Source organism: uncultured Devosia sp., from assembly GCF_913055165.1.
Classification (GTDB): Bacteria; Pseudomonadota; Alphaproteobacteria; order Rhizobiales; family Devosiaceae; genus Devosia.
Genome location: NZ_CAJXJS010000065.1, coordinates 1 through 17,445, shown reverse-complemented (window position 1 = coordinate 17,445; position 17,445 = coordinate 1). Strand labels below are relative to the sequence as shown.

Genomic DNA, 17,445 nt, shown 5'->3' with positions numbered 1-17,445 from the left:
CCCGACCTGGTCGGCGACCATGCCGGGCGGCAGATGCGGCGCGAATGACATAAGATGCGGCCAGCATCCGATATGCCAGAGTACCGGTCGATGAGCTGCTGGCGGCTCGATCTGCTTGAGAGCGCGGTCGAGCAAAGCCAGGGACCGGCCGGCGCGGAACAGCAGGTCCGGCGTTGGAGGCAATTGATGCAGTGGCGAGCCCTTGATTCGGGTCTGCAGATAGCCGCGAACGCCCTCTGCTTCAAAGGTCAGGCTCCCGCTCCGAGTGCTGAGTACTCTTGGAACAACGAAGCCTCTGGCGCCGTCCAGACCGGACTGGGCCGCGGCCTGGAAACGGAAACTGTCGGATGCTTCGGGGCGGCTCGATGTCTTGAGGATCAGCCGACGTCCGTCGGGCAAGCGGACTTCAGCCGTGCGTTCGACCTCCGAAGAGAGGGTCGTGATCGTGCCGGTCAGTCCGTAATGGCGACTGAGCAGTGCCGCTGACGTGTCAGTTTCGTCACGGTCTGGCCGTGCCGCCAGGCTCGCTGCGGCGGCGCGAAAGTAAGCGTCGGTCGGACCCGCGGCGCCTGGCCAGGCGGCCTGGTCACCAAGGATTGGATCATCAAAGGTGTGCAATTCCGCCTCCAAGCCCCGAAAGGAAGGGATGCCGGGCGAGCAGGCCTAGCATCCTCGAGCGTCAGATGCCGAAGACGCCCGGCAGCTGCGAGATGCTCTTGATCTCGGTATATTCGTAGAAGGGGTTGGCCGGTTCGTGGCCACGATTGACCCAAACCTTGCTCTTGATGCCCAGGTCATAGGCGGAGAACAGGTCGTGGCGGAAGGAAGAGGACACATGCGTGATGTCTTCCGGGCCGCACCCGAGCATGTCGAACATGTATTCGAATGCTTGGTAATGCGGCTTGTAGGCACCAGCATCCTCTGCCGTGTAGACGGCGTGGATCGGCGCCCCGAGCTTGGCGACATTTGAGTGGATCTGGGCATTCATCGAGTTGGTTAGGAGAACCAGAGGGACTTCCTTGGCGAGCCTCGCCAGTCCCTCAGGCACATCCGGATGTGGTCCCCAGGTGGGAATGCGGTTGTAGATCGCTTCCGCATCCTCTGGCTGGAAGGCAACATTGTTGCGGCGGCAGGTGCGTTCGAGGGCGTTGTGGACGACCTCGGCGTAGGGCTTCCAGGCCTGCATCACTTCATCGATACGGTAGCCCTGGAAGTTCTTGATGAACTCGTCCATGCGCGGACCGTCCAGATGGCAACCGAACAGGTCACGTGCTGCCTCCGCCATTTGGAAGTTGATCAGCGTGCCGTGGCAATCGAAGGTTACGAATTTGGGCCGAAAGCGATCCATGTTCCTGGTTCCTATGGTGTGGATTTACCCACAGGCTAGTCACGGAAGTCTGGAATAATGTGCCGGAGTGCATTTCAGATTGGCAGAATTCGCTCCATCCGGCCGCTTGGACAGTGCGGTATGCGGGCAAGAAACGTTGGCCAGTTGCGCTTGCTCCAGGTCTGAGCATGTCACATCTAATCACCGGAAAGGTTCCATTATTCGTGGCAGAGGAATGGCAGGTATTCGAGGTGTGGATGCCAATCCGAACCGGCAGATTACGGCCACACATCAGGCGCTGGCGCGGTGATTGTAGGGCAGGGGCTTCCATAACTTGCCGGGCAGATGCGCCCATTCCCGCCGTTCAGACCACTAATTCGATTTCCTGAGAGCGGCCGGTCCGTATTCCCTGAACCATAAAGTGTTGATTGCCACTGAGAAGTAACCCAGTAGCCTGGGATATTTCCACTGAGATTTGACCCATGTTTGAACCTTGCCCTGGCTGTTGCAGCGGGGGCTATGGAGTGATCGACATGGCGTTACTGAGCGTTATCCGACGCTGGCATTTTCATCGATGAAGTCACTTGGATCCAGCGTGTCACCAGCTCGGTCAACACGCCGTCGCTGAAATACGACGACGACTTCGACTACGAGGAACGGGACGATCACACGCCAGAAGGGAGTGGTGTGCGCAGGGGCTACCCACGCTCAGCGAATTTGCCAGCAGTCTGGCACTGGAAAAACGGGCCGCTTGGGGCCAAACATCATGCTCTGATCCCCAAAAGCTGGATCGTTCAGAATTAGAGTTTTCCGCTGTATTTTTCCGGTTGGGAGAAGGAGCGGAGAGCCATGAAGGCATCGAAGTTTTCGGACGCGCAGAAGGCGTTCATACTGAAGCAGGGTGATGACGGTATAGCGAGAGCAAAAGTTGCACGTCGAGGCCATCATCCTCTGCGGGGCACCATATCTATCCTGCGTCATTCATCTACATGAATGGAAAGTGGGCAAAGCGTCGCCTTCATGGCCACCGCTTCGAGTTGACGCTGAAAGCGATGGAAAGACAGCTTAACGGATATTTTCACTCCAGAACGTAGTGTTGTCAGCGTGTCATGACCTAGGGACGAGCCGAAAATGATTGTCGTGAAGTTGACGAGCGCTGTCGGTGTCGGCCGCCCGGCGGTCTATGTTAATGTCGCGCACATCGTGTCGTTTACCGATCAGACAGGCGGATGCCAGATCCGGGTCTCGGGAGGCAACAACGTTATCGCCGTCACCGAAAGCGCGGAAAAGGTCGCCAACTTAATCGCCGCATTGGAGCGTCGCTGAATTGGTATTGCATATGCGCCCAGACCATGGCTAAGCCACGGGGCCCGGCCAGCGCAATTGCAGAGTTACCTCAGCTGTGTCTGCGTCGAGCCAAAGGTTGTGGCTGCCTCAAGGGGGCTTCGCCCTGCCCACCCCATGCAAAGCGTAGGATGGCTAATTTCCATCGCTTCCCAGCCGAATACTGTCGAGCACGTTCGCTTGAGATCGTGAAAAACTTTATTCTAATTCCGTTGGAATTAAAAATTTTTAAGCAAGGACGTCCGCAAAGACAGTGCCGCGCCGCGGTCAAATAAAGACTCTGTAAAGCCAATTGGGCGCTGGTTGCTTGGAACTATCTCAATGGGGAGGCTCCCATGCTCAAGCTAGGCGCCATTATCGTTTCAAGCCTGCTATTTGCCTCCGTTCCGTCGGCATTCGCCGAGGACTGGACGGCAGAGCGCTTGCAGGGTCAGGTCGAGAAGTTCGTCGACGGTGCATGGATGCCGTTGGCACGAGGCGACACTATTCCCAACGCTGCCAAAATCCGCACAACGAGCGGCGCCCGGGTGGAGCTCCAGCGGGGCGGAGAATCCATCACTTTGGGCGGCAGCACCGAAATTGTAATCAACCAGGCAGAAACACACCGAATGACGCGGATCGTTCAGGTTTTGGGAACGGTAAGCGTCGAGGCGGAGAAACGGAACGTACAGCATTTTTCTGTTCAGACCCCCGTGATGGTCGCCATTGTTAAGGGTACACAATTCACAGTGACCTATCGAAATGGTCTGGCAAGTGTCGACGTGGATGAAGGCGTTGTGGAAGTGCGCGACTTCGTCACCAACACCTCGGTGGATCTGCACCCTGGGCAGAGCGCGGCGGCGAGCCAAATGAGGCCGGTGCGAGTATCAGGACCTGGCTCTGAAGACGTCATCTACGTCATTGACGGAAAGGCCGTAGCTGCTGCTGCTAGAGAAGCAGCACTTGAGAGGCAAGCCAATAAGTCCCTGCCCGTGACTGCCAACGCCAGGGGTGTTGAAAATCGAGCGAACGCGCAAAATGAAAACCCGGGGCAAAATTCACACGGAGGCGAGGGAGCTTCGGGTGGCAGGAATGAAGCGGCAAACAATCCCGGTGCCCCCAGCCAAAACGGAAATGGCAACAATAAGCCGTCGGACGGGCAGGGGGGGCAGGGCAACAATGGGATGGAACGCCCATAGAGTTGCGTTGTTCATCGAAGACGGCCGCGTGCGCAAGCTGGCCGACGAGATCATATATGCCCAGGACAAGGAAATTTCGGAGATGAAGTACCTGCTCGCCTCTATCGCCGAAGACGGCAAACAGCCGGTCGATCCGAAAACGCCTGCGCCGTTGGTCGACAGCGTCGAAGCGGCCCTGGCCAGTGCCGATGTGCCGGTCATCGACCCACAATTCCTCGCTCAGGAGGACGTTTCCGCGGCCCTGCCTGAAGGAGCCATGTGCACATTTGTCTATACCGAGGACAGTCAGCCAGCCCTGGCGGTCGGCCCGGGCACCACCGGCACCATCGCAGCGGTCAGACTGTCCGGCAATGTGGTACGGATCGAAGGTGACAGCATGGGCGCGTTTGCCGGTGGCGACCTCCGCCTGACCCTTGCCGGCAGGGATGGCCAAGGCATAGCGGAGCTGATGGACCAGGACCTGCCCGAAGTGATCATGGAGCTGGCGATCGGCGATCAACTGCAAGCGGGCTATCTGGGCTATCTGCGCTGCCAATAGACGGAATGGATCGGCAGTAGGTCTCCGCCGATCCGTCCGATCAACTTGTGGCCGCGGCGGCGCTCAACTCGAACCTGTCGGTCAGGATGATACCGGTGAGGCACTGCCGGGCCGACACCAGCTCAGCTGCCGCGTCAACAAAGCCCGGCGGACCGGCGATATAGACCTGGCCTGACAGCAAGTCGCAATCGAGCTGGCTGATGGCCTCGGCCAAAGGCGATGCCGACGCGTTCCGTGCGGCTGCGCCGGTCATGATCGCCTGATAGGTGAAGCGGGTGTCTGCCTCGGCCGCTTGCGTGTAGAGGCTATTGAGATAGAAGCCGTCGCGCTGGCGCGCAAAGGAGACCAGATGCACACGTCGGCCGTAGCTCGAGCTCAGAATCGACCGGACGGGTGCATGGCCAGTCGAGGCGGCAATCGCCAGGATTGGCCCCGTGGTCTGGTCGGCACCGATGGCACTGCCAAACGGTCCGGAAATCCGGACAAGGTCGCCCAGTTCGCGTTCCCCCGCCAGGATGCTGGAGGCGCGACCTCCGGCAATTGCGCGGATGTGAAACTCAAGCTCAAGCGAACCTTGCTCGCTGGCCACCGAGTAGCTGCGGGTGATGCCAGGCGCCAGTTCGATTTCGAAGAACTGGCCGGGCGAGAAGGCAATCGGCTCATCGGGCCGGAGCACCAGCCGATAGATTTCGGTCGCCATGGTGTGGAGCGCGACGATCCGGGCCTGGGCACCAGCGACGACCTGTTCATTGCTCCAGGCAACGGCGACGTCCGTCAGCGGCACAGCGCGGCAGGCCAGAATGTATCCCAAGTCCCGTTCCGCAACGTCGAGAGCGAAAGGCGAGTGTTCGCGCATCATGACCTCGCCCGAAAGCAGGCGGGATTTGCACGCCCCGCAGCGGCCAGACCGGCAGCTATGGGGAAACTGCACACCAGCGTCGAGTGCGGCTTCGAGCACGGTTTGCTCTTCGGTCACGGTGACGCGTGCTTGCACCTGGGGAAGGCGGAGCGTCGTCATCGCCCGGCTCCGAACAGTGCCGGCCATTCCTGGCGCAACTGCGCGCGCTGGGTGTCATGAGTGCCATAATAGACCTTGGTTCCGACCACCGTGATGGGTGCGACCCGAACGCCGGTGCGTGCCTTGGCCTCCTCGGCCACGCCCGGGCGGGCAAGGTCGTGTTCCTGATAGGGGATGCCAAGCTGATCGAACCACGTCTTGAGCTGTCGGCAATCGGGGCAGGTCGGGGTTGTGTAAAGTTCGATGGTGGGGGCGGACAGGGATTGCATTGGTAGTCCTCCTGTTGTGGAGCTTTTGGCTCCCATGATGGTGACGAGCGACAAAGGCGGTTCGTTCACTGCGGGTCGAGTCCGATGTCCCTGAGCAGATGCGGGCTGAGGGGCGGACGTTGCTTCTTGCCGCGCAGCCAAAGCGGCAGGCGAAAACGCCGACGAGCTGGCGGTGGGGCATTGAGGTAAAATGTGAAATCTTCGAACATGATGATCTGCCGGAACATGGCGGGCCGAAGCCCGCCACGCCTGGGGTTTAGCCCACCGGCACCTCCCGCTGGGCGGCGCCGCCGCGAATGAGGAGGAGTGTTGCCAGAGCAGCAACGGCTGCGACGACACCTGCGCCCTGGAACGCCGCCTGGAAGCCCTGGAGCATTTCTGCCGGGCCGGCGCTGCCATGGCCGAAGCCGGCGGTGGAGATCACCACCATGACTGCAAGACCAATGGCCGAGCCAATCTGGTAGGTGGTGTTGATGAGGCCTGAGGCCAGACCTGTTTCCTCAGGCTTGGCGCCTGCCATGCCAGACATGGTGGCCGGGATATAGGCCAGGGCCATGCCCAACGCCGCCAGTAGAGAAGCCGGCAGGACGTTGATCACGAAGGAACCATCCAGCGGCAGGTTAGCGAAGAGGATGAGGGACGCCCCCATCAGCAAAAGGCCGAGGATGAGATTGGTCTTGGGTCCGAACCGGCCGATCAGCTTGCCGGAGAAGCCCACCATCACGATCATGATCAGAACCGTCATCGGCAGGAGCGCAAGGCCACTGGCGAGGGCAGAGAGACCGAGGATCTGCTGCAGGTAGAGGTTGAGGAAGAACCACAGCGGGATCCAGGCCGCGCCCAGCAGGGCCATGACCAGATTGCCGGCGGCCAGGTTGGGCGCCTTGAAGATGCCCAGGGGCAGTAGCGGTTCGCGGCGGACGCGTTGGGCAATCAGGAAGATCACGAAGAGCGCCAGGGAAATGCCGAGCAGCGACAGGATCAGCGGCGAGCCAAGCCCGGCCGTCTCGATGGTGACAATGGCATAGACCAGCGACACCAGCGCGCCGGTGACAGTGATCGCGCCGAACCAGTCAACCTTGCCGCGTGCCCGTTCGGACTTGCGCAGGACAGCCGGGACGGCGGCCAGCACGATCAGGCCAAGCGGCACGTTGATGAGGAAGGTCCACTGCCAGGCCATCCACTCGGTGATCACGCCGCCGAGGAAGACACCGGCCGAACCGCCGGCCGCTGCAGCGGCACCCCAGAGGCCGAATGCCTTGCCCAGCTCAGCGCCATTGTGTCCGAAGAGGCGCATGACAATGGTGAGGGCTGAGGGTGCAATCAATGCCGCACCGATGCCCTGCAGCGCGCGTCCGGCAAGCAAGATTTCCTGGCTCGCAGCGAGGCCGGCCAGCAGGGAGGCGGCGGTCAGGATGACAAAGCCGGTCGTGAAAACGCGGCGGGCGCCGAATAGGTCACTCAACCTTCCGCCGAGCAGCAACAGGCCGCCAAAGGCGATGACATAGGCGTTGAAAATCCAGCTCAGTCCGCTGGCGGAAAAGCCGAGATCGGCCTGGATGGCGGGCAGTGCCACGCCGATGATGGAGGTATCGAGGATGACGATGAATTGGGCGGCACACAGCAATGCCAGAGCGGCCCATCTCTTCGGATCCGGTGTGAACTTTTGCATTGGAGTTCCCCAGAATAAGGTTTCTCGCCGATTGCGATTAACCCCGGTGTCCGGCTCCCAACGCTGGGAGAGTCAAGGCCCCAAACAACAAAGTTTTCAAATAAAAAAGGCGGTGAATATTCACCGCCCTAAATCGTCAATGAGTATGCGGATCAATTTCTCCCGCAACACCAAATCTAGGCTTTCTCTTGGTGAGAATTTTTGGTGCCGGAGATACTGAGAACTCTTCAATTATCGGGCAGTCCGGCCTGTCATCACCATGGCAATTCTCCGCAAGATGTTCCAGTGTTCTACTCATTGCCTGGAGTGCAAGCGCCTTTTCATTCAGTCGTGCGACGTGCTCGAGCGCGATCGACTTCACGTCGGCGCTGGCGCGGCTGCGATCACGCCAGAGCGCCAGGAGATCGCGCATCTGCTCGACTGAGAAACCAAGATCCCGAGCCCGGTTGATGAAGCGCAGTGCGTGAATGTCGTGGTCGGTGTAGACGCGATAGCCTGCATCCGAGCGATGTGCCGGTGTAATCAGACCGATGGTCTCGTAGTAGCGGATCATCTTGGTCGAGATGCCGGTGGCCTTTGCAGCGTGTCCGATATTCATTTTGCATACTCCAGCTCAAGCGGTGCCGCCGTGCGGCTGTCGCTTGCGCCACCCTGCGCTCCAAACGAGCGCAGGCGGAGGGCATTGGCGAGCACGAAGACGCTCGACAGAGCCATGGCGCCAGCGGCAAGGGCCGGCGAGAGCAGCATACCCGTGAAAGGATAGGCGATCCCGGCAGCAACCGGCACCAGTGTAGCATTGTATGCGAAAGCCCAGAACAGGTTCTGCTTGATGTTGCGGATCGTTGCCCGGCTGATCGACAGAGCGGTGGACACACCGCGCAGATCACCCGACATCAGAACAACGTCCGCACTCTCGATGGCAATGTCGGTTCCGGTGCCAACGGCCAGGCCAACATCGGCCTCGGCCAGTGCCGGCGCGTCATTGATGCCATCCCCCACGAAGGCCAGCTTGCGACCATTGGCCCTGAGACGCTTGATCGCGTCGACTTTGCCTTCGGGCAGCACCTCGGCAACCACTTCGTCTATGCCGAGCTGGCGGGCGATGGCGTTGGCCGTGCGAGCATTGTCGCCGGTAATCATCGCCACTTTCAGGCCCTGCTCATGGAGAGCAGCAATTGCACTGCGGCTGGTCGGTTTGACCGTGTCGGCCACGGCAATGATGGCGGCAAGCGTTCCGTCGATGGCGGCATAGAGCGGGCTCTTGCCTTCATCACCCAACTGGCGGGCATTGCCGGCAAAGTGGTCGACTGAAATACCGACCTTGGCCAGTGCGCGATCGGCACCGACAAGAACCTTGCGGCCTTCAACAATGCCGGAAATCCCATAGCCCGGCGTGGCCTCAAAGCCCTGGGGCGCCGTCAGAACCAGCCCGCCCTTTTCAGCCGCGGCAACAATCGCTTCGGCAATTGGGTGCTCCGAGAGCGTTTCGAGGCTTGCCACCTGACGCAGAACCTCGGTGCGATCAAAGCCCTCGGTCACGATCAGGTCGGTCAATTCGGGACGACCCTTGGTGAGGGTGCCGGTCTTGTCGAGGGCAACAACCTGCACATCACGCAGGGTCTGCAGGGCTTCGCCCTTGCGGAACAGGATACCCAGTTCGGCAGCGCGGCCAGTACCGACCATGATAGAGGTCGGGGTCGCCAGGCCCATGGCACACGGGCAGGCGATGATCAGCACGGCAACGGCATTGACCAGGGCGAAGGTGAGCTGCGGCGACGGGCCAAACACAAACCAGACGGCAAAGGTGGCCAGAGCGATTGCAATAACGACCGGGACAAAGACCCCGGTGACGCGATCGACAAGTGCCTGGATGGGCAGCTTGGATCCCTGGGCGGCCTCGACCATGCGGATGATCTGCGCCAGAAGCGTGTCAGCGCCGACCTTGGTGGCTTCGAATTCGAAGGAGCCGGTCTTGTTGATCGTACCGCCAACGACTTCGTCACCCTCGCCCTTACGGACGGGAATAGGCTCGCCGGTGATCATGGCTTCGTCAACGTAGGACTCGCCGGACCGCACGACACCATCGACCGGAACCTTGTCGCCGGGGCGGATCTGGATGCGGTCGCCAGCACGGACGGCCTCGAGCGGCAGTTCAATCACGGCCCCGTCGCGTACAACGCGAGCAGTCTTGGCCTGCAGGCCAACGAGGCGTTGAATGGCCTGGCTGGTGCGGCCCTTGGCGCGCGCCTCAAGGAGACGCCCGAGAAGGATCAGCGTCACGATGACCGCTGCCGCTTCATAATAGACATTGGCGGTGCCGGCAGGCAGCAGACCGCCGAAGAAGGTGGAGACGACAGAGAAGCCCCAGGCGGCCGACGTGCCCAGGACGACGAGCGAGTTCATGTCCGGGGCGCCGCGCAGCAAGGCCGGAATACCCTTCTGGAAAAAGCGCAGGCCGGGCCCAAACAGGACGACGGTGGCCAGGATGAATTGCAGATAGTGGTTGGTCTGCATGCCGATGGTGTTCATGATGAACATGTGCACCGCCGGAATGAAGTGCGAGCCCATTTCCATGACGAAGAGCGGCGCGGTCAGGACGGCTGAAATGCCGAAGGCCCAGCTGAGCTTGCGCGCCTCCGCCGCCTTGCGATCGCTGGCGGGCACCGGTTCGGCCCCGGCCTCGGACGCGATTTGACGCACGTCGTAGCCGGCCTCCTTGACCGTGGCTTCGAGCACGGTACGCGTGACCAGGCCACCAGTCGCACTAATGGTTGCCTTTTCAGTGGCGAGATTGACGCTGGCGCTGATGACGCCGGGAACGGCGGTTAGGGCCCGCTCGATGCGTCCGACGCATGAAGCGCAGGTCATGCCCTCGATTTCGAGTTCGAAGCTTTCCACGCTGGTTTCGTAGCCGGCCGAGTTGATGGCGGCGATGATCGCGCTCAGTTGCACGGATCCATCTGTTTCAACACTCGCCCGCTCGGTGGCCAGGTTGACAATCGCCTTGATCGTACCAGGAACGGCGGCAATCGCCTTTTCCACCCGCAGCACGCAGGAGGCGCAGGTCATGCCTTCAATGGGGAACTCGAAACTGGATCCGGAAGTGATGGTGTCCGTAGACATTTTGCAGTCCTTTCATTTTGACTGCCACTCCATCTGGGGCTTCCAACGTTGGTAAGGTCAAGCGCTTTTTTGCGAGAAAGTTCCTAGATTAAAAAATCTGCAGATCGGGCCTTGACCCTCCCACCGTGGGAAGAACCATCTTCCATCGTGCCTCAACCAGAAAGGACACGACATGTATAACTTCACTGTCTCTGACATGACCTGCGGCCATTGCGCCTCGACCATTGAGAAGGCCGTCAAAAGCACCGACCCGACTTGCGAAATCAAGATCGACGTCGCCGCCCGCAAAGTGCAGGTGGAAACGGCCCGCCCCGCGCAGGACATTGCCGATGCCATCAAGCTAGCGGGATATTCTGGCACGCTGGCCGCCTGATTGCGCCAGATCAATGGCAGCCGGGCATAGCGGTCCTATGGTCGCTTTGTTCGGCTTGCCATCTCGCGGCCAGAATGACAGGTCATCAATTGACCGGTTTCCTTGACTGCAAAGGTCCCCCATGCTGATCAGCCGACGTATTTTCGCCATTGGCGCCCTGAGCCTCGCGGGCGCGACCTTGATGACTCCGGCGCTGGCGCAAGCCGCAGCCCCGGTGATCTCGATCAAGAAAGATCCCTGGTGTGGTTGTTGCACCGGATGGGCACGCCACCTCGAGCAGGCCGGATTTGCGATCGATGTGGAAGAGATCGAGGAGATGGAGACCGTCAAAGACAATCTCGGAGTACCTACCGAGCTTCGTTCATGCCACACGGCGACAATTGACGGATATGTGATTGAAGGTCATGTACCGGCCGAAGCCGTCATTGCCTTGCTTGATAAGCGTCCGCAGATCCAAGGTCTGGCCGTTCCTGGCATGCCCCTTGGCTCACCAGGGATGGAAGGTCCCGCAGGGCGCGACCCCGATGAGTACAACGTGATGGCATTCGATGGTTCGGGTGATTTTGTCTTCATGCGGTTCGCCGGTCACCAACGTGTGTAACCCTTGACCCCGCCAGATAACGGGACGAGATGAAAACGAAGTCATTCCTCGAGCACACATGAAGCGCATAGTTCAAGCACTGATGACCTTGTTGATGGCGCTGACGCTCAACGCCTCGATGGTCTTTGCTTCGACGGGACATGCCGCAACGCATCACGCTGAAACGACCATAGCCCAACCCTGCGACCATCATGGTCATGGTCCAAAAAAATCAGGCCATGCAAGCGAACTGGCGGTGGACGATTGTGCTCAACAGCTTTGCCCCTCCTGTATGGGCTTGCCACTGTCTCTTGCGGCCGAGTTGGCCTTTGCCACGTCCCGAATTGCCGCGCTTCCGAGATTGACCCAAGGGTCTCCGTCCTGGCAGCCGCCTCTGTTTAGGCCGCCTATCCATATCTGAAGCTCCGTTGATGGCCTCCGGGCCGATGCCTCTTTCAGATATTGGAGTTTTCCATGAGCACTCTGCTCTCTCGCCGCGCCTTTGTTGGCGCATCACTCGCCCTCGCCGGTAGCGTGGCCCTGCCGCGCTTCGCGCTGGCCCAGCAATCAGCGCCCCGCACTCTGGTTGCCGAGCGGCGCGTCATTGACGTTGTGGGCAAAGCGGCAAACGTCTTCGGCATTCGTGCCCAGGACGGGCGACAAGGTCTGTTTCTGCCTGCCGGCGAACGCTTTCTGGTCGACCTCGAAAACCAAATCGGCGATGAAACCATCATTCACTGGCACGGCCAGGTCCCTGATCCCGCTCAGGACGGCGTATCCGACACCGGCTATGTCTCGCCGCTGGCAGCGGGGGAAACACGATCCTTCGACTTTCCGGCACGGAGCGGGACGCATTGGATGCACTCCCATCACGGGCTGCAGGAGCAGTCTCTGCTCGCCGCGCCGCTCGTCGTTTATACCGCTGAGGACGAAAAAGCCGATATGCAGGATGAAACCATCCTGCTGCACGATTTCACTTTCCGCAGCCCAGATGACATCCTTGCCGAACTGACCGGCGGGCAGGCCGGCGGTCACGACATGCACAACATGTCGGGCGGCGCCATGCCCATGGATGGTGGGATGATGATGGACGGCATGGACCATGGAATGATGGCCATGGACCTCAACGACGTCGCCTATGATGCTTTCCTCGCCAATGATCGCACGCTCGAGGACCCGCAGATCATCCGGACCGAACCCGATGGCAGGGTCAGGCTGCGCCTGATCAATGGGGCGACCTCAAGCGCTTTCTGGATCAATCTGGGAGATGCCGAGGCGACAGTTCTTGCGGTGGACGGCAATGACGTCGAACCGATCGCTGGCAATCGCTTCCCCATGACACCAGCCCAACGGCTCGACCTGTTGATCGACATGAACGGCAAATCGGTGGTTCCGGTGTTGGCGCAGGTGGAGGGCCTCGCGGACCGCACCGGCGTCATCATTGCCGTCAACGGCGCCGAGATTCCGAAGATTTCGCGAATGGCCGCAGAGGTCGAGGCGCCAGTCGATCTGTCACTGGAGGAAAAGCTGGTCTCGCGCCATCCTCTGACGTCGAGGGCAGTCGACCGGACGATCCAGACCATGATCATGGGGTCAATGGCACCGTATGCTTGGAACCTGGACAATGCCCCCTGGCCCAATCGCCGCCCGCTGACGGTGGCTGAGGGCGAAAGGGTGACGCTGGAGATCATGAACCATTCGATGATGGCCCATCCCATGCATCTGCATGGTCATCATTTCCAGGTCACGTCCCTCAACGGGCGGGCCTTGAGCGGCGCGGTGCGCGACACCGTTCTAGTGCCGCCCATGGCCACGGTCGGCATCAGCTTCGATGCTGATAATCCAGGACGTTGGCTGTTCCACTGCCACAACCTCTACCACATGGCCACTGGCATGATGACCGAAGTGGTCTACGGCTGACCCCCAGCCTCCGAGCTCTCTGCTCCGCCCGCTCCGTCAATCCGATGGGCGCGGCGGAGCAAGATGTGCGTCCCGACCAGGAGCACAGTGGGCCAGAGCATCGTGTTGACCATGTCTTTCGCCGAGCCACCAAGTTCGGCTGTGGACGGACCATGATGGAAGATGTCGACGGCCTCGTTGGCCAGTTCAAACGCGAGCACGGTCGCCCAGGGGAGCCAATACCGGCGGCCCCGGGACAGTGTCAGGAAGACGATCAGATAGATCGCCAGCCCCAGGTGGATGTGAAGCGCGTCCTTGCTGAGGTGCAAAAGCTCGCTGAGATTAGTCTTAAGCGTGTTGAGCATGGTAGACCCCCCTGTCTGGACCTACCACCGCCGCCTTATCGACAGGTTACGCCGGCCCCCCGTTATTTGATCCGGGTTGAACGCAGGCGTAGCGAATTGCCAATCACACTCACCGATGACAAGGCCATGGCCGCCGCCGCAATGGCCGGAGACAAGGTCAGCCCAAAGACCGGATAGAGCACGCCTGCGGCGATGGGGACACCGGCCGCATTATAGACAAAGGCCAGGAACAGGTTCTGGCGGATGTTCTGCATGGTGGCGTGCGACAGGCGCTTTGCCCTGGCAATGCCGATCAAATCGCCATTGAGCAAGGTCACGCCAGCACTTTCCATAGCCACGTCGGTGCCGGTGCCCATGGCGATACCGACATCAGCCGCCGCAAGGGCCGGTGCGTCGTTGACACCATCGCCAGCCATGGCGACGACCTTGCCCTGGCTTCTCAGATGCTCGACCACTGCACTTTTGCGCTCGGGAAGGACATCGGCTTCGACATTGTCGATCCCGAGCTTTGCGCCGACTGCCTTGGCGGTGACAGCATTGTCGCCCGTCATCATGACCACACTCATGCCCTGGCTCCGCAGGTCGGCAAGCGCTTCTGCGGTCGTGGCACGGATTGGATCGGCTATCCCTAGGGCACCAGCGACATTGCCGTCGACCGCGACAAGAACGACCGTCGCCCCCTCGGCGCGTACATCGTCGGCGCGGGATCGCCAATTGCCCAGTTCCACGCCCTCGGCCTCGAGATATTTTGCGCTGCCAATCAGAACCCGGCGGCCTTCGACTATGCCCGTCAGGCCCTTGCCGACAGGAGAGTCAACGTCACTCGGCGCAGAGAGGTTGAGTTTGCGGTCCTCCGCTGCGGCAACGATGGCCACGCCCAGAGGATGTTCGCTGGCGCGTTCGAGACTGGCAGCAAGCGTCAGGAGCTGGGTCTCGTCAAAACCATCCGCAGGTATTACCCGCGTGAGGCTTGGTCGACCCTCCGTCAGCGTGCCAGTCTTGTCGACCACGATCGTATCGATCTTTTCTAGCCGCTCCAGGGCCTCGGCATTCTTGATCAGGAGACCGAGTTGGGCGCCCTTGCCCACGCCCACCATGATGGACATGGGCGTGGCCAGACCCAGGGCGCATGGACAGGCAATGATCAGAACTGAAACTGCGGCGACCAGGGCGTGCGCCAGGCGAGGTTCGGGGCCCCAGACCATCCAGGCCAGGAAGGCGAGGAGAGCTATGACAATCACCAGGGGCACGAACCAGCCCGAAACCTGGTCGGCAAGCCGCTGAATTGGCGCTCGCGACCTTTGCGCTGCTGCGACCAGTTGAACAATGCGCGACAGCATGGTGTCGCGTCCGATTTCGGTGGCCTGCATGACCAGGCCGCCGGAGCGGTTGATCGTTCCGCCGATTAGCCGCGCGCCTTCGACCTTCGTGACTGGCATTGATTCTCCGGTGACCATGGATTCATCGACGGCACTCCGCCCCTCCAGGACGGTGCCGTCGACCGGCACTTTCTCGCCGGGCCGAATGCGCAGATGGTCGCCGACCATCACCGCGTCGACCTCGACTTCCTCGTCGGATCCATCCGGTCGGATGCGCCTCGCAGTCTTAGGTGCGAGACCGAGCAAGGCTTTCATCGCGCCCGAGGTCTGTTCACGGGCCCGGAGTTCAAGAACCTGTCCAAGAAGCGCCAAGGCCGTTATGACCGCGGCGGCTTCGAAATAGACCGGCACGGCTCCATCCATTCCGCGCATGGATGGCGGGAAGATGTCCGGCACCAAAGTCGCCAGCATCGAATAGAGCCAGGCCACGCCGATCCCCATGGCAATCAGCGTGAACATGTTGAGGCTTCGATTGGCCACCGACGCTACGCCGCGTTCGAAGAATGGCCATCCGGCCCAGAGAACGACGGGCGTGGCCAGAACGAGCTGAATCCAGTTCAGTGCCTGACCGGAAAGGACACCGTGCAGATCGACCAGATGCGCGGTCATCTCCAAGACGAAGACCGGTGCGGCGAGCGCCGTGCCGACCCAGAAACGCAACGTCATGTCGCGTAGCTCAGGGCTAGGAGTATCGTCGGCCGTAGGCATTTCCGGTTCCAGCGCCATGCCGCATATTGGGCAGGAGCCAGGCTCTGACCGCCGGATTTCCGGGTGCATGGGGCAGGTCCAGATGGTCCCGGCGGGCGCGGGTTTGGTCGGCGCCGGGACCGCTGCAGCATATTGTTCCGGATTTGCCGCGAACCTGTCATGGCAGTTCTGCGAGCAGAAATAGAAGGTTCGACCCTCGAAGGTAGCCTGAAACCTGGCCGTCGATGGGTCCACGTCCATGCCGCACACAGGGTCCTTGACCAAGGTAGGCGGCGACTTGGCTTCATGCTGATGCGACGCGTGACCATGCGCATGGGCGTGGTGGTGGACGTGGGCGTTTGGCATGGTGGCACCTCCGGGAGCCAGAAATCTTGCACCTTCCTACCGTGGCAAGGTCAACCCAGATTCATCATAGACCTCGGAGCAGATCAGGGCTCGTCCAAATCCAGCAAGTATGTCGCCATGTCCTGCAGGTGGCGATCAAGCAGATAGGCCGTACTGCCATGCACCACTTCGGCCATCGAGCCTCCAAATGCATCGCCGTCAGGACCGATGCCGGTCCTTATAGCGCGGACCAGCGCTTCAACAGTGTACCCCTTCGCGCGGAGATCGGAACTGGTCAAGGCGGGTGACTGCCCGCCGTCCTGCATGTTCGGGTCGCCGGCAAGCGTCATGTCTGAAGGCAAGCCGCCAATGAGATTGCGCGGCGTATGGCAGGCAGCACAGTGCGCGGGCCCAAGCACCAGATAGCGGCCTCGATTCCAGGCCGCGGTGCGGTCTGGATTCGGCGCAGGGACGTGGGGCCTTTCAAAGAACGACTTCCAGATTTTAAGGCCGCTTCTGATATTGAACGGAAAGCCGACATCATGTTGTTGATCATACCGGCTGACAGGAGGCGTCGCCTGGATCGCAGACCACAAATCCGCAAGGTCCTGATCAGTCAGGCTGGTGTAAAACTCATACGGAAACGCTGGGTAGTAGGGTTCGCCTGCGGACACCGCCTGGGTGACCGACATCACCCATATCAAGACCATGGAGGGCTTTGCCCATTTGGCCGTGGTCATCCACCAGTTCTCGCGCCGCGCCATCGGCTGGTCGCTGCAAAGCCGGCAGACCACGAGGTCGTCCTGCAGGCCCTGCACATGATGGTCTGGCGCCGCAAGTCACAGAATACGCTGTTGATTCATTCCAACCAAGGCTCTCAGTTCACCAGCATGGACTGGGCCAGCTTTCTGCGACACCACAATCTGGTTCACTCCACGTTCGATTACATCGAGATGTTCTACAACCCGACCCGCAAGCACGTCCGCAACGGCATGCTCTCACCCGTCGAGTTCGAACGGCGACACCAAATCTAACCCCGAAGGTGTCTACAGAACGCGGGGCTATTCAGTCATGACGAAAAAGAATGCGAACGCGTCATCCGTCAGCACTACCTCGCAGGTAGCGCTGACACAGTGATGCAAAAGCTTGAGTCATCTGGTTCGTAAGCCACAATATCGGGTTAACTGTAAACCGTGGCAAAAACTGTAAACCGAGTGGCGAGAGAACCAGAGATGAATTCGAATGAAGAGCGCACAAATCCTGGAAATTTCTGGTGCCGGCAGCAGGGTTCGAACCCGCGACCCCCTGATTACAAATCAGGTGCTCTACCAACTGAGCTATACCGGCA

The 17,445-nt window shown here is 60.5% G+C and carries 17 protein-coding genes, 1 tRNA gene and 1 pseudogene; 7 read left to right on the top strand and 12 right to left on the bottom strand.

Going from position 1 to position 17,445, the window contains the following annotated elements; translation table 11 throughout:
• Together QZ564_RS16375 and QZ564_RS16370 are read right to left on the bottom strand one after the other, a co-directional pair.
• Positions 1-618: phosphotransferase (locus QZ564_RS16375; RefSeq protein WP_297112264.1), on the bottom strand; the 618-nt coding region annotated here is incomplete at its 3' end.
• Between the two features lie 61 nt (positions 619-679).
• A complete protein-coding gene (locus QZ564_RS16370; RefSeq protein ID WP_297112262.1) occupies positions 680-1,348 on the bottom strand; it encodes a haloacid dehalogenase type II in 669 nt (222 codons plus the stop codon).
• Between the two features lie 1,110 nt (positions 1,349-2,458).
• Between QZ564_RS16370 and QZ564_RS16365 the strand changes: the two genes are divergently transcribed.
• The 3 genes from QZ564_RS16365 (at position 2,459) to QZ564_RS16355 (ending at position 4,387) form a co-directional block, all read left to right on the top strand.
• Entirely contained in the window at positions 2,459-2,653 is a 195-nt protein-coding gene (locus tag QZ564_RS16365) for a hypothetical protein (protein WP_297112260.1), read from the top strand.
• 353 nt (positions 2,654-3,006) lie between these two features.
• A complete protein-coding gene (locus QZ564_RS16360) occupies positions 3,007-3,849 on the top strand; it encodes a FecR family protein (protein WP_297112258.1) in 843 nt (280 codons plus the stop codon).
• A 7-nt stretch (positions 3,850-3,856) separates the two neighbouring features.
• Positions 3,857-4,387 (top strand): DUF6692 family protein, encoded by a 531-nt coding sequence (locus tag QZ564_RS16355; protein ID WP_297112256.1) that lies wholly within the window; start codon positions 3,857-3,859, stop codon positions 4,385-4,387.
• A 40-nt stretch (positions 4,388-4,427) separates the two neighbouring features.
• On the opposite strand, the gene QZ564_RS16350 is transcribed toward QZ564_RS16355, so the two are convergent.
• From QZ564_RS16350 to QZ564_RS16325, 6 genes are all read right to left on the bottom strand, one after another.
• Positions 4,428-5,405, bottom strand: a complete 978-nt coding sequence (locus QZ564_RS16350) for a 2Fe-2S iron-sulfur cluster-binding protein (protein ID WP_297112254.1) — start codon at positions 5,403-5,405, stop codon at positions 4,428-4,430.
• Positions 5,402-5,674, bottom strand: a complete 273-nt coding sequence (locus tag QZ564_RS16345) for a glutaredoxin family protein (protein WP_297112252.1) — start codon at positions 5,672-5,674, stop codon at positions 5,402-5,404. Before QZ564_RS16345 ends, QZ564_RS16350 begins: the two co-directional genes overlap by 4 nt.
• Positions 5,675-5,739: 65 nt before the next feature.
• Complete coding sequence (locus QZ564_RS16340; protein ID WP_297112250.1) at positions 5,740-5,883, bottom strand: hypothetical protein; 144 nt, start codon at positions 5,881-5,883, stop codon at positions 5,740-5,742.
• A 47-nt stretch (positions 5,884-5,930) separates the two neighbouring features.
• On the bottom strand, positions 5,931-7,346 hold the full coding sequence (locus QZ564_RS16335) for an MFS transporter (RefSeq protein ID WP_297112248.1): 1,416 nt from the start codon (positions 7,344-7,346) through the stop codon (positions 5,931-5,933).
• A gap of 136 nt (positions 7,347-7,482) precedes the next feature.
• The gene (cueR, locus tag QZ564_RS16330) at positions 7,483-7,944 is read right to left on the bottom strand and encodes a Cu(I)-responsive transcriptional regulator (protein ID WP_191773637.1); all 462 of its coding nucleotides are present in this window, start codon (positions 7,942-7,944) and stop codon (positions 7,483-7,485) included.
• Positions 7,941-10,469, bottom strand: coding sequence for a heavy metal translocating P-type ATPase (locus tag QZ564_RS16325; RefSeq protein ID WP_297112243.1), 2,529 nt, complete (start codon positions 10,467-10,469; stop codon positions 7,941-7,943). Before QZ564_RS16325 ends, cueR begins: the two co-directional genes overlap by 4 nt.
• Positions 10,470-10,641: 172 nt before the next feature.
• Between QZ564_RS16325 and QZ564_RS16320 the strand changes: the two genes are divergently transcribed.
• The 3 genes from QZ564_RS16320 to QZ564_RS16310 all read left to right on the top strand — a co-directional run bounded on the left by QZ564_RS16320 (position 10,642) and on the right by QZ564_RS16310 (position 13,342).
• The gene (locus tag QZ564_RS16320) at positions 10,642-10,842 is read left to right on the top strand and encodes a heavy-metal-associated domain-containing protein (RefSeq protein WP_297112241.1); all 201 of its coding nucleotides are present in this window, start codon (positions 10,642-10,644) and stop codon (positions 10,840-10,842) included.
• A 121-nt stretch (positions 10,843-10,963) separates the two neighbouring features.
• Positions 10,964-11,443, top strand: coding sequence for a DUF411 domain-containing protein (locus QZ564_RS16315; protein WP_297112239.1), 480 nt, complete (start codon positions 10,964-10,966; stop codon positions 11,441-11,443).
• A gap of 453 nt (positions 11,444-11,896) precedes the next feature.
• Positions 11,897-13,342 (top strand): multicopper oxidase family protein, encoded by a 1,446-nt coding sequence (locus QZ564_RS16310; protein ID WP_297112237.1) that lies wholly within the window; start codon positions 11,897-11,899, stop codon positions 13,340-13,342.
• Here the strand turns inward: QZ564_RS16310 and QZ564_RS16305 are convergent.
• The 3 genes from QZ564_RS16305 to QZ564_RS16295 form a co-directional block, all read right to left on the bottom strand.
• Positions 13,333-13,686, bottom strand: a complete 354-nt coding sequence (locus tag QZ564_RS16305) for a hypothetical protein (RefSeq protein ID WP_297112234.1) — start codon at positions 13,684-13,686, stop codon at positions 13,333-13,335. The two genes, QZ564_RS16310 and QZ564_RS16305, sit on opposite strands and share 10 nt — an antisense overlap.
• Positions 13,687-13,748: 62 nt before the next feature.
• Positions 13,749-16,118: a heavy metal translocating P-type ATPase gene (locus QZ564_RS16300; protein ID WP_297112232.1), complete on the bottom strand. Its 2,370-nt coding sequence runs from the start codon at positions 16,116-16,118 to the stop codon at positions 13,749-13,751.
• 83 nt (positions 16,119-16,201) lie between these two features.
• Complete coding sequence (locus QZ564_RS16295) at positions 16,202-16,789, bottom strand: cytochrome c (protein WP_297112229.1); 588 nt, start codon at positions 16,787-16,789, stop codon at positions 16,202-16,204.
• Here QZ564_RS16295 and QZ564_RS16290 point away from each other — a divergent pair.
• A pseudogene (locus tag QZ564_RS16290) lies at positions 16,776-17,131 on the top strand (DDE-type integrase/transposase/recombinase); the annotation flags it as partial. The gene QZ564_RS16295 and the pseudogene QZ564_RS16290 sit on opposite strands and share 14 nt — an antisense overlap.
• A 237-nt stretch (positions 17,132-17,368) precedes the next feature.
• Here the strand turns inward: QZ564_RS16290 and QZ564_RS16285 are convergent.
• Positions 17,369-17,444: transfer RNA gene (locus QZ564_RS16285), tRNA-Thr, on the bottom strand.
• Between the last annotated feature and the right edge of the window lies 1 nt (position 17,445).